The following is a 12,328-nucleotide window of genomic DNA, read 5'->3' as shown; positions in this document are numbered from 1 at the left end:
ATGAACGGCTCGTATCGCGCCCTGCTCGTCGGCGTGCCGGCCTACCGCGACGACGCCATCGACGACCTGCCGTTCGTCACGGACGACATGGCGGAACTGGCGGACGTTCTGTCCCAGGCCGGTTACCACGTGACCGTCCACGACACCGAGGAGACCGACCGCGACAGCATCGACTCGGCCGTCGAGGCGTTCTTCCAGGACGCGGCGCCCGGCGAGACGCTGCTGCTCTACCTCAGCGGTCACGGAATCCACCACGACGGCAGGGACTACCTGGTGCCCAAGGGCGCCCGCACCAGGTCCCACGACTTCCGCGGCCGCTGCCTCTCGCTGGATTTCGGCGGCTACGTGGAGCGCAGCCGGGCCGGTGACGTCATGGTCCTCGTCGACGCCTGCCGAGAGGGCATCCACCTCAAGGAGATGGCCGGGGTCAACGCGGCCGGCTGGTCCGAGATGAAGGTGGCCCGCACCGGTGCCCGCCACTACTGCCACGTCTACGCCTGCTCCCCGGGCGAACGCGCCCGCTACACCACCGCCGGCAACGCCACCTTCAGCATCTTCTCCCGCGCCCTCAGCACCGTCGTGGCGGACGAGGCCGGCCCCAGCACCGTGCGCGAGCTCAAGGAACAGCTCCAGAGTGCGACGGACGCGCTGACCGCCGAGCACAACACTCCCCGCCAGCAGATCAGGGTGCAGACCGAGACGGACACCGACGACTTCGTCGTCTTCCCGCGCGCCGTACAACTCCTGCCCGGTCCTGCGGGGGAACACCCCTGGGTCAGTGCGGCCCGCGAGCATCCCGCGTGGCAACGGGCCGGGGACGGCCCCGACTGCGAGTCCCTGCGGACGGCCGCCCTCGCCCTCGTGGCCCAGGTGGCCGCGCAGGCCGGCCGGGACGAGGCGCGGCTGACCGAGGACCCCTGGCGTCCCGTCGAGTTCGCCGAGCGCATGACCGACCGGGTGGGCTGGCTGCTGTCCAAGGTGCTCAACCCCGAGAAGCTCGCTCTGTCCCCGGCCGAGGCAGCGCTGATGGTGACCGTGCCGTACCTCTACGTGGCGTGCGCGAACCGGTCGGCGGCCCGGGCGCTGGTGGCCGAACCGGAGAATCTCTCCGCCCTGGGGTCCCCCGACCCTGAGCGGGCGGCCTACGAGCACTTCTTCACCGGCCGTCCCCGTCTCGTACGGCGCGCCGAACTCGCCACCCGTTCCGCTCGGCCCGACGGAGCGTCCGGCATCGCCTGGTGGCTGTTCCGCCGCTGGCTGGCTCAGCGGCCCGGCGACCTGCACGACCAAGTCCTGGCCGAACTGATCGGTCAGACCGATGCGTTGCTGGAGACCCTCCCGGCCGGATCCAACCGGGCGCTGGTCGCCGAGTTGCTCGCGCTGGACGCCCTGCCCACGCTGCTGCGCTCCCTGCGCACCTCCTTCGACGCGACCGTGGTGCGGCCCGAACGCCAGCTCGCGGGCGGCTCGGGCGCCGAGCAACACCTGCGTATCCAGCTCCTGGTCGTCCTGCTGACCGTCGCGCACCGTCTCGCGATCGACCCGGTCCTGCTGCCCGACGTCATCGTCGACCACCTGGGCATCAGCTACTCCGTGGACCTTGCGGAGCTGCACACCACGATCCGCACGGCCCGCTGGGACTCGTACGGCCGCACTCGTGTCCTGAACGCCGCCTGCCGGCACCCCGCCGCCGGGCTCGCGCTGCGACAGCAGGCGGAGGAGCTCGATGCCCTGCTGGGCGCCGTCGACATGCAGGCCGGCACCGACCCCCAACTGGCCCCGCTCGGCGACCTGCCGGTGCACGCCACCGCCGACCTGGTGCGGGCGGAGGTGGACCACCGGGGCAGGCCCGTCTACGAATCCACCGACCTGCGCTTCCGGCTCGCCGACGACCGGATCCAGGAACTCCTCATGGGCGAGCAGCTCTACGGCGATCCCGCCCTGGCGATCCGGGAGCTGTACCAGAACGCCCTGGACGCCTGCCGCTACCGCGGAGCCCGGACCGCCTACCTGCGCCGCCGGGGCGCCCAACTGCCCGATTGGCAGGGGCGGATCACGTTCACCCAAGGTGCCGACGACTGCGGCCGACCGTACATCGAATGCACCGACAACGGCATCGGCATGGGCGAACGCGAGCTGCGCGAGGTCTTCTCGCACGCCGGCAAACGCTTCGCCGACCTGCCCGAGTACCACGACGAACTGGCCGCCTGGCGCGAGGAGGGCATCGAACTCCATCCCAACAGCCGGTTCGGCATCGGGGTGCTCAGCTACTTCATGATCGCCGACGACGTGTCGGTGACCACGTGCCGACTGGACCGGGACGGACATCCCGGCCGGCGTCTCCAGGTGGACATCGCGGGCCCGGGCTCCCTCTTCCGTATCCGCAGCCTCGGCCGTGGCTACGACGCCTGCACCACGGTCCGGCTCTACCTCCGCCCCTCCGGCCGCCATCCGTCCTGCACGGACCTGCTGCGGCGGCTGCTGTGGATCTCCGAGTACGCGGTCGTCGCCGAGGAGGCGGGGACGAGGCTCGAGTGGCAGCCGAACGTGTTGTCCGAGGTGGCGCCGCTGGGGCACCGCCCGTACTTCGAGTCCGCCGAGCGTGTGAAAGGTGTCAGGGTCGACGCCACCACCCGCCCGGACGTGTGGTGGACCAGCACCAACGGCGCGGTGCTCGCCGACGGACTGTGGGCGGGGGAGGAACGCGTCGGTGCCGTGGTGAACCTCACGGGCCGGCACATGCCCCAGCTGACCGTCGACCGCACACGGACGCTGGGCTATGACAAGGACCGCGTTGCCGCAGTGCTGCACCAGGAGATCCCCGCCCTGCTGCGGGGGCAGGCGACGGTGCTGACCCACGACTGGCTCTCCCAGCTGGTCCGCCACGAGCCCAAACTGGCCGACGCGATCTGCGAAGCCGCGGTGCGAGCCGGGTACCGGCCGTGGGCGGTGAAGGACCAGGAACTGGATGTCACGGCAGCGGGCTGCTTCCCGGCGGACGCGCAGATCGCCGTGGACGAGCACGCGGTGCTGCACGGCTTCTACGGCCATACTCCTCCGGCTGCCATCGCCGACTGGCGCGCTCTCAGCTGGGTGGCCGCGGGTGCCCTGCCCGGAGCGACCGTGGCCGATCACGCCGCGCTTGCGGTCGCCCGGCCGACGGACGACGCGCTGCTCACCATCGACGGAAGCGCCTGGGGATCCTCCACACCGCCCGCCGCCGTGCGCCGCTCCTGGCTCGATCCCGACGCGCCGGTACCGCTCGGGCACGTGCTCAGAACCGCGCAGATGCTGGGGTGCAGCCCCCACGAGGTGGCATCACGACTGACGGAGCTGGGCCTGCGGCTGGCGCAAGGGGTGCGCGTGCCCGACATGGCGCGCCACAGCGACCTTGTCCTGCTCAGCCGACGGTGTGACGGAGTGTCGCCCTGGTGGAGCGATACGGCCCCTGTGCCCCTGGGCCATGTGCTGGCGGCCGCCACGGTACTGCGTCGTGCACCCCGAGCGGTGGCGCAGCGACTGGCGGAGTGTGGGCTGCGGTTGGCGAGCGGGGTGCAGGTGCCCGAGGCGGCGGCTCCCGGAGACGGCCAGCTCCTGACCGCCCGACAGAATCTCTCGGACCCCGAGGAGTGGCTGGACGATGCCGCTCCTGTGTCCTTGGCGCACGTCCTCTCGTGTGCCGAGGCGCTGCACCGTACTCCCGCGGCAGTCGTGGCACGCCTTGCGGAGCTCGGGCTGTCGGTCCCCCCGGCCACGGCAGTGCCGGAGGCCGTTCTGCCGTACGACGACAAGCTCCTCCGGGGAGACGAGGTCACGGGGGAGCTGGCCGCCGGCAAGCCGGTGCCTCTGGGCTATGTGCTGGCATTCGCCACGGAACTGGGCTGGGAGCCGGCCGCCGTGGCAGCGCGGCTGGCCGAGCTGGGAATGCCGCTGCCGAAGGACGTACGGGTACCCGACCGTGTGAGCCCCGGGGACCTGGTCATGCTCAGCAATGACCTGGACGGCACGCAGCCCTGGCTGGACACGTCGGCTCCGGTTCCGTTGCCGCACGTGGTGGTCGCCGCGGCCGAACTCGGGTGCCCTCCTCAGACCGTGGTCGACCGACTGACGGAACTGGGAGTCCCCCTTCCCGACGACACGGCTCTGCCGGGCGATGTCGGCCCGGACGATCTCGCATACCTCACCGTGACTTCCGACGGCGACGAATTCTGGCTCGACTGGCACGCCCCTCTCCCCTTGGGGCAGGTCCTGTGGAGCGCGGACCGGACACGCCGCAGCCCTGCCGAGGTCGCCGACCGCCTGGAGAAGTGCGGTCTGTCGCTGCCGGACGGAACGGTCCTGCCCGAGCGGGTGGAACCGGGTGACCTCGAACTGCTCAGTCAGCGGCTGGACGGCACGGCGCCGTGGCGGGAGCCAGGCACGCCGATGCTGCTGGAAGGCCTGCTGGCGGCCGTGATCGAGTTGGGACGCCGCCCCCGAGAGGTGGCTGCCCGGTGTCAGGAGCTGGGCATACCGTGCCCGGAAGCGGCAAGGGCACTGCTGGACCGGATGACATGGGACGAACTCCGCCTGGTGTACAAGGTCCGCTCGGCCGCCGCGTGGCTGGCACGAGGGACCCCGCTCACGGTGCGGATGGTGTCCCAATTCGCTTCCCAGAGCGGTCGGCTCCTCCCGGAGACGGCCCGGCACCTCGTCCGGCTCGGCTTCGTCCTGGCCGGTGACGTCGTGTACGACTGACGGGCGAACGATCGCCGTCAGGTGCCGGCCGCCCACGTCCGCAGCGCCTGCGCGGTCGCGAAGTTCGCCACGTCCTTGTCATGCGGTTCGCTGGTGTACTGGTGGAACAGCCACTTCGCCTTGATGCGGGGCTTGCCGGCGGTGACGTAGTCGGCGATCCAGAGGGCGTCCCCGGCGTAGGAGGTCGTGTCGACCCTCAGCCAGAAGTCACGGTTCGTGTAGAGGACCACCCTGTTGTGCGGCCGTAACTCCTTCACCTTGCGGATGAAACGGTCCTTCTCGGCGTTGCTCGCGCGGGTGCCGTCGCCGGTGGTCTCCCAGTCGACCGCGAGGATGTCGCCGCGGTGTTCCGGCGCGTGCTGGACGAAGTACTCGGCCTGGGCGGTGAGGTTTCCGGGCCACAGGAAGTGGTAGAAGCCGACGACCAGTCCGGCGTCGCGGCCCCTCTTCGTCTGCGCGGTCAGCCGGGGATTGACGTACGAACGGCCCTCCGTCGCCTTGATGAAGACGAAGGAGAGGCCGTTCGTGGCATAGGACGAGGACTGGTAGGCGCTTACGTCGATGCCATGGAGCATGTCATGGTTGTCCCCCGTGCGCCGCCTGACGGAACCTCAGCGTCGAGTGGTCACCGAGCCCAGCACCGATGCCGACTTCGCCGACCAGTCGGAGGTGATCAGACTCGCGTGGTGCTCGGCCAGCAGCGCGAGGCGGGCGGCGACCTCGGCGTCCGTCGGGCCGGTGGAGGAGATCGCCGGAGACACGTTGTGGGCGCCCGTCGTGATCAGGATGTAGTGGTTGGCGGAGTAGAACGACGTGTCGTAGCCGTTGTGGACGTAGGCCGCCGCGTCCCCGTCGAAGAACACGAACCAGGGCCGGATCGAGGCGTCGTAGCGGCTGGTGCGCGGATCGCCGTTCTCGGCGCCCAGTACGGCGGGAAAGGCCTGTGCCTGGCCGATCTGCCCGGCCGCGTACAGGTCTCGCAGATGGTCGCCGTACTCCTCGTCCGTCCAGTAGTGGTCGAACGGGTTGGCCTTCTCCACCGTGCCCGGGCTCAGGTCGAAGAGGAACTTGCCCCTGAGTGAGTCGCGGGACGGCCAGGCGTCGGCCTTCGCGGCCGCGTCCAGCGAGGGGTACGTCCCGGCGAGCAGGTCGGCCGGCTTGTAGACGCTGCTGCCCAGCTTCTGGCGGATGAGCGTGTCGAACTCGTCGGGGCCGAGGCCGCCGTTGTCGTTGAAGCCGACCTTGAACTCCACCTTGACGACGACCGGTGGGTGGTCGGGGTGGAGCTGGTTCCACGCGGCCATGTTGTCCAGGCAGCTGCCGAGGTCCTGGTTGCGGCTCTTGCCGTACAGCTCGCTCGGTGTCTTCGCTGCCTCGCAGTTGTTGTCGTTGCCCCACGGGTTGCTGTGGCTGACCCGCCAGCGGCGGCTGAGGCTGTCCGCGTACACGTCCAGCTCCAGCAGCGAGGCGCCGGAGTCCAGCGCCTGCGCGAAGTAGGTGTACTTGGACTTCTCGTACGCGTTGTGCGTGCCGATGGCCGTCGTCCCGGAGAGCTTCGGCGCGGCCGCCCGGGCGTTGCCCGGTGCCACCAGCAGAAGCGCGGCGGCGCTCAGCAGCGCCGCCAGCCGTCTCACTCCACGCATCCGGTCAAGTCCCCTTCTCGATGGGCGAGTTGAGTTCGACGCTCAGCGTAGGGCGGAGTGGTTGCCGTGTGGTGGCCCCGGGGCGACATCGGCCTGCGGACGATCCCGGTGCGGAAGCCGTGCTGTGCACAGGTGGCGTGCGTTCAGGGCGGCTGCAAGGCGCCTGTCCGGTTGTGGCGCGATCCGGCTTCTTCCTTCTGCTGACTGGGATGCGGCCATCTCGTATCCCGCTTGGGCGTCGCCGGAGGAAGGCCGGCTGGAGTCACAGTCATCTTGTGACCGGCACACGGCGTCCGGGTCCTTCGCCTCGTCGTCCCAGCGGCGCACGGCGACCGCGGCACGCCGCGCACGGGCAGTTGTCGCGCAGCCACATCACGGGCGGCTCGCCGACCGGATCACCGGGCACAGTCACGCCTCGTACCGACTTGTACAGCCGACTTTCCGTGACCGTCACAGGCCGACACGTCCGGGGAGTGACCGGAAGGAGGCCCCCGGGCGACGTGCGAGCGCTGCGTCGCCCTACTCGTCCAGGATCCGCGCGGCCCGCACCGCGCCGACCGGTTCGCCGTGCCCGAGGACCGGCGCGGTGGCCAGTTCGGCGAGGGTCTCGTTCGTGTCCGTCACCACGCCGAGCCTTCGCAGCGCGGCGACCATGACGACGGCGCGGGCCCGTGGGGAACCGTCGGCGATCTTCAGGGCGACGGAGGAGCCGTCGGGGAGCGCCAGCGCGTACACGCCCTCGGCGCCGTCCTTGGCCACCGATCCGGGCAGCGCCCGCATGAGCCGGGTCACGTCCCGGCCGGTGCCGCCGACGTACTCGGCGTGCCGGTTCATCGCCCGGGCGACCCGGTGCTCCAGGGAGCCGGGCGCACCCGTCGCCAGCTCGGCGAACGCCCGCGCCAAGCCCCGGTAGCCGATGGCGAACAGGGGCGCACCGCAGCCGTCGACACCGGTCGCGGCGACCTTCTCGCCGGCCAGGTCCTCGACGGTCTCCAGCAGGGCACGCTGCAGCGGGTGCCGCGGGTCCAGGTACGTCGCCGTGTCCCAGCCGGCCGCGACGCAGGTGGCGAGCATCGCCGCGTGCTTGCCCGAGCAGTTCATCGTCAGCCGGGTGGGCACGCCGCCGGCCGCGAGGTGGGCGCGCAGCGCGGCCTCGCCGATGGGCAGTCCCGCCGTGCACTGCAGCGCGCCCGAGTCCAGTCCGGCCCCGTCGAGGATCCTGCGCACGCCGTCGAGGTGGAAGGCTTCGCCGGAGTGGCTGGCGCAGGCCAGTGCCAGCAGTTCGCCGTCCAGGGCGAGGCCGGCGCGCAGCATGCCGAGTGCCTGGAGCGGCTTGTTGGCCGACCGCGGGTACATCGGGCGGTCCGCCTCACCGACGCTCAGCACGGTCCGCCCCCGCGGACCGGTCGCGTGGACCGTGCCGTGGTGCACCGACTCCAGGAAGTCGCCGCGCCAGACCTCCGCCACCACCGCGTGCACAGTCCGCCCCCTCCTCGGTGATCGCCGGTCGGCCCTCGCTGTTCAGCACTCGATGATGTTGACCGCGAGGCCGCCCCGCGCCGTCTCCTTGTACTTCACGCTCATGTCCGCGCCGGTGTCCTTCATGGTCTTGATGACCTTGTCCAGGGACACCTTGTGCGAACCGTCGCCGCGCATCGCCATCTTCGCGGCCGTGACCGCCTTCACCGCGGCCATGCCGTTGCGCTCGATGCACGGGATCTGTACCAGGCCCCCGACGGGGTCGCAGGTCAGGCCCAGGTTGTGCTCCATGCCGATCTCGGCCGCGTTCTCCACCTGTTCGGGGGAGCCGCCGAGCACCTCGGCGAGGGCACCCGCGGCCATGGAGCAGGCGGAGCCGACCTCGCCCTGGCAGCCGACCTCGGCGCCGGAGATGGAGGCGTTCTCCTTGAAGAGCATGCCGATCGCGCCCGCGGCGAGCAGGAAGCGGACGACACCGTCCTCGTCGGCGCCGGGCACGAAGTTGATGTAGTAGTGCAGGACCGCCGGGATGATGCCGGCCGCGCCGTTGGTGGGGGCCGTCACCACGCGGCCGCCGGCCGCGTTCTCCTCGTTCACGGCCATCGCGTAGAGCGTGATCCACTCCATGGCGTGCGCCAGCGCGTCACCCTCGGCGCGCAGCTGGCGGGCCGAGACGGCCGCGCGGCGCCGGACCCTGAGGCCGCCCGGCAGGATGCCCTCACGGGACATGCCGCGCTGCACGCACTCGCGCATCACCCGCCAGATCTCCAGCAGACCGGCGCGGATCTCCTCCTCGGTGCGCCAGGCCCGCTCGTTCTCCAGCATCAGCGAGGAGATGGACAGGCCCGTCTCCTTGGTCAGGCGCAGCAGCTCGTCGCCCGTGCGGAAGGGGTACTTCAGGACCGTGTCGTCGAGCTTGATGCGGTCCGCGCCCACCGCGTCCTCGTCCACGACGAAGCCGCCGCCGACCGAGTAGTACGTCTTCGACAGCAGCTCGGCACCCGAGGCGTCGAACGCCCATACCGTCATGCCGTTGGCGTGGTACGGCAGGGCCTTGCGGCGGTGCAGGACCAGGTCGTCGTCGAACGAGAACGCTATCTCGTGCTCGCCGAGCACGTTCAGACGGCCTGACGCCTTGATGCCCTCCACCCGCTCGTCGGCCGTCTCCACGTCCACCGTGCGCGGCGAGGCGCCCTCCAGGCCGAGCAGCACCGCCTTCGGGGTGCCGTGGCCATGGCCGGTCGCGCCCAGCGAGCCGTACAGCTCGCAGCGCAGGGACGCGACGGACCCGAGCAGGTCCTCGTTGCGCAGCCGGCGGGCGAACATGCGCGCCGCGCGCATCGGGCCGACCGTGTGGGAGCTGGACGGGCCGATGCCGATCGAGAACAGGTCGAAGACCGAGATGGCCACGGGTGACTCCTCAATACGGTGGTGCAAAAGGTGGTGCAAAGGGCTGGTACAGGGGCGCGGGCACCGCGCACGCTGTTACTTCCAGTGTGCGCGGTGCCCCGCGAAAGGTGACTTACTTGTTCAGACCCGGGTACAGCGGGTGCTTGTCGGCGAGCGCCTTCACACGCGCCTTCAGGCCCTCCGCGTCGTAGGACGGCTTCAGCGCCGCCGCGATCACGTCCGCGACCTCGGCGAAGTCCTCGGCCGTGAAGCCGCGGGTGGCGAGGGCGGGCGTACCGATGCGCAGGCCCGAGGTGACCATCGGCGGGCGGGGGTCGTTCGGCACCGCGTTGCGGTTGACCGTGATCCCGACCTCGTGGAGCCGGTCCTCGGCCTGCTGCCCGTCCAGCTCGGACGCACGCAGATCCACCAGGATCAGGTGCACGTCCGTGCCGCCGGACAGCACGTTGATCCCGGCCTCACGGGCGTCCGGTGCGGTCAGCCGCTCGGCGAGGATGCGGGCACCCTCCACCGTACGCTGCTGGCGCTCCTTGAAGTCCTCCGAGGCGGCGACCTTGAAGGAGACCGCCTTCGCCGCGATCACGTGCTCCAGGGGACCGCCCTGGAAGCCGGGGAAGACGGAGGAGTTCAGCTTCTTCGCGAAGTCCTTCTTGGCCAGGATGATGCCGCCGCGCGGGCCGCCCAGCGTCTTGTGGGTGGTCGAGGTGACGACGTGCGCGTGCTCCACCGGGTTCGGGTGCAGCCCGGCGGCGACCAGGCCGGCGAAGTGCGCCATGTCGACCCACAGGTACGCCTCGACCTCGTCGGCGATCCGGCGGAACTCGGCGAAGTCCAGCTGCCGCGGGTACGCCGACCAGCCCGCGATGATCACCTTCGGGCGGTGCTCCTTGGCGAGCCGCTCGACCTCGGCCATGTCGACCAGGCCGGTCGCCTCGTCCACGTGGTAGGCCACCACGTCGAACTGCTTGCCGGAGAAGTTCAGCCGCATGCCGTGGGTCAGGTGACCGCCGTGGGCGAGGTCCAGGCCGAGGATGGTGTCCCCGGGCTGGGCCAGCGCGAACAGGGCCGCCTGGTTCGCGGAGGCGCCGGAGTGGGGCTGCACGTTGGCGTACTCGGCGCCGAACAGCTCCTTGATCCGGTCGATGGCGATCTGCTCGGCGACGTCGACGTGCTCGCAGCCGCCGTAGTAACGGCGGCCCGGGTAGCCCTCGGCGTACTTGTTGGTGAGGACCGAGCCCTGGGCCTCCATCACCGCGAGCGGCGCGAAGTTCTCGGACGCGATCATCTCCAGCGTGGACTGCTGGCGGTTCAGCTCGGCGTCGACCGCGGCGGCGATCTCCGGGTCCAGCTCATGCAGGGGCGTGTTCAGGACAGTCATGGGGCTACGACTCCTCAGCCGGCGGTGAAGGCGGTGTACTCGTCGGCGGAGAGCAGCTCGGCAGGCTCCTCCGTGACGCGCACCTTGAACAGCCAGCCGCCCTCGAAGGGGGCGGAGTTCACCAGCGACGGGTCGTTGACGACGTCCTCGTTGACCTCGGTGATCTCACCGGACACCGGCGAGTACAGGTCGGAGACCGACTTGGTCGACTCCAGCTCGCCGCAGGTCTCGCCCGCGGACACCGTGGAGCCGACCTCGGGGAGCTGGACGAAGACGACATCGCCGAGCGCGTTGGCCGCGTGCTCCGTGATGCCGACCGTCGAGACGCCGTCCGCGGCGCCCGACAGCCACTCGTGCTCCTTGCTGTAGCGCAGCTGCTGGGGGTTGCTCATGGCCTGAATTCTCCTGTACGCGCGGGAGTGGTGGTGAAGGGGGGACTGCTGGAACTGCTTGTGAGCAGCGGATGTGTGCGCAGGGTCACGTCACGGGGACGTTCCGCGCCCAGTGTCTACTTCTGGCGCTTGTAGAACGGCAGAGCCACGACCTCGTACGGCTCGTGGCTGCCCCGGATGTCCACGCCGACGCCCTCGGAGCCCGGGGCCGCGTGCGCCGCGTCGACGTACGCCATGGCGATCGGCTTGCCCAGGGTGGGGGAGGGGGCGCCCGAGGTGACCTCGCCGATCACCGTGCCGCCGGCGACGACGGTGTACCCGGCGCGCGGCACCCGGCGGCCCTCGGCGACCAGGCCGACCAGGACCCGCGGGGGCTCGGAAGCGGCCCGCTCGGCGGCCTGCGCGAGCGCCTCGCGCCCGACGAAGTCGCCCTCCTTCTCGAACTTCACCACGCGGCCGAGGCCGGCGTCGAAGGGGGTCAGCCCGGTGGTCAGCTCGTGCCCGTACAGCGGCATGCCCGCCTCCAGGCGCAGCGTGTCCCGGCAGGACAGACCGCACGGGACCAGGCCGACGCCTTCGCCGGCCTTGGTCAGCGCCTGCCACAGTTCCACGGCGTGCTCCGGCTTCACGAACAGCTCGAAGCCGTCCTCGCCGGTGTAGCCGGTGCGGGCGATCAGCGCCGGGACGCCGGCGACGGTGCCGGGCAGGCCGGCGTAGTACTTCAGACCGTCCAGGTCGGCGTCGGTGAGGGACTTCAGGATCCCGGGGGACTCCGGGCCCTGCACCGCGAGCAGCGCGTAGGCGTCCCGGTCGTCGCGGACCTCGGCGTCGAAGCCGGCGGCGCGCTCGGTCAGCGCGTCCAGCACGACCTGGGCGTTGGAGGCGTTGGCCACGACCATGTACTCGGTCTCGGCGAGGCGGTAGACGATCAGGTCGTCCAGGATGCCGCCGTCGGCCTGGCAGATCATGGTGTAGCGGGCACGCCCGACGCCGACGGAGGCGATGTTGCCGACCAGGGCGAAGTTCAGGAGGGCGGCGGCCCCGGCGCCGGTGACGGTGATCTCGCCCATGTGGGACAGATCGAAGAGACCGGCCTTCGTCCGCACGGCGAGGTGCTCGTCGCGTTCGGAGCCGTAGCGCAGGGGCATGTCCCAGCCGGCGAAGTCGGTCATCGTCGCGCCCAGCGAACGATGCACGGCATCGAGCGCGGTGTGGCGGAGTTCGGTACTGCTCATCGGTCGGTCGTCTCCCAGGGCAGACATGGGGTCCCCCCGCGCGAGCGCAGCCGG

At 70.9% G+C, this 12,328-nt stretch carries 8 protein-coding genes; 1 reads left to right on the top strand and 7 read right to left on the bottom strand.

The genetic code is table 11. From position 1 onward, the window contains the following. The gene (locus ACZ4SF_RS21505; RefSeq protein ID WP_468386687.1) at positions 1-4,737 is read left to right on the top strand and encodes a wHTH domain-containing protein; all 4,737 of its coding nucleotides are present in this window, start codon (positions 1-3) and stop codon (positions 4,735-4,737) included. Between the two features lie 17 nt (positions 4,738-4,754). Here ACZ4SF_RS21505 and ACZ4SF_RS21500 read toward each other — a convergent pair whose 3' ends face one another. From ACZ4SF_RS21500 to gcvT, 7 genes are all read right to left on the bottom strand, one after another. Next, the gene (locus ACZ4SF_RS21500; RefSeq protein ID WP_468386685.1) at positions 4,755-5,312 is read right to left on the bottom strand and encodes a glycoside hydrolase family 25 protein; all 558 of its coding nucleotides are present in this window, start codon (positions 5,310-5,312) and stop codon (positions 4,755-4,757) included. A gap of 36 nt (positions 5,313-5,348) precedes the next feature. Continuing rightward, a complete protein-coding gene (locus ACZ4SF_RS21495; protein WP_468386682.1) occupies positions 5,349-6,380 on the bottom strand; it encodes a phosphatidylinositol-specific phospholipase C domain-containing protein in 1,032 nt (343 codons plus the stop codon). 519 nt (positions 6,381-6,899) lie between these two features. Then, complete coding sequence (locus tag ACZ4SF_RS21490) at positions 6,900-7,859, bottom strand: asparaginase (protein WP_468386679.1); 960 nt, start codon at positions 7,857-7,859, stop codon at positions 6,900-6,902. Positions 7,860-7,901: 42 nt separating this feature from the next. After that, positions 7,902-9,269 (bottom strand): L-serine ammonia-lyase, encoded by a 1,368-nt coding sequence (locus ACZ4SF_RS21485; RefSeq protein ID WP_468386677.1) that lies wholly within the window; start codon positions 9,267-9,269, stop codon positions 7,902-7,904. A gap of 112 nt (positions 9,270-9,381) precedes the next feature. Continuing rightward, on the bottom strand, positions 9,382-10,647 hold the full coding sequence (gene glyA, locus ACZ4SF_RS21480; RefSeq protein WP_468386674.1) for a serine hydroxymethyltransferase: 1,266 nt from the start codon (positions 10,645-10,647) through the stop codon (positions 9,382-9,384). Between the two features lie 14 nt (positions 10,648-10,661). Continuing rightward, the gene (gcvH, locus tag ACZ4SF_RS21475) at positions 10,662-11,039 is read right to left on the bottom strand and encodes a glycine cleavage system protein GcvH (RefSeq protein ID WP_468386671.1); all 378 of its coding nucleotides are present in this window, start codon (positions 11,037-11,039) and stop codon (positions 10,662-10,664) included. A 116-nt stretch (positions 11,040-11,155) separates the two neighbouring features. Further along, on the bottom strand, positions 11,156-12,274 hold the full coding sequence (gcvT, locus tag ACZ4SF_RS21470; RefSeq protein ID WP_468386669.1) for a glycine cleavage system aminomethyltransferase GcvT: 1,119 nt from the start codon (positions 12,272-12,274) through the stop codon (positions 11,156-11,158). Between the last annotated feature and the right edge of the window lie 54 nt (positions 12,275-12,328).

The sequence above is a fragment of the Streptomyces sp. NPDC027663 genome, assembly GCF_055566415.1.
Note: the sequence above shows the minus strand (reverse complement) of the source record. Positions and strands in the feature narration are given on the sequence as shown.

Coding starts and splice junctions, on each gene's coding strand:
- gcvT (WP_468386669.1), bottom strand. CDS start 12,274: ATGAGCAGTACCGAACTCCGCCACACCGCGCTCGATGCCGTGCATCGT.
- gcvH (WP_468386671.1), bottom strand. CDS start 11,039: ATGAGCAACCCCCAGCAGCTGCGCTACAGCAAGGAGCACGAGTGGCTG.
- ACZ4SF_RS21500 (WP_468386685.1), bottom strand. CDS start 5,312: ATGCTCCATGGCATCGACGTAAGCGCCTACCAGTCCTCGTCCTATGCC.
- ACZ4SF_RS21495 (WP_468386682.1), bottom strand. CDS start 6,380: ATGCGTGGAGTGAGACGGCTGGCGGCGCTGCTGAGCGCCGCCGCGCTT.
- ACZ4SF_RS21505 (WP_468386687.1), top strand. CDS start 1: ATGAACGGCTCGTATCGCGCCCTGCTCGTCGGCGTGCCGGCCTACCGC.
- glyA (WP_468386674.1), bottom strand. CDS start 10,647: ATGACTGTCCTGAACACGCCCCTGCATGAGCTGGACCCGGAGATCGCC.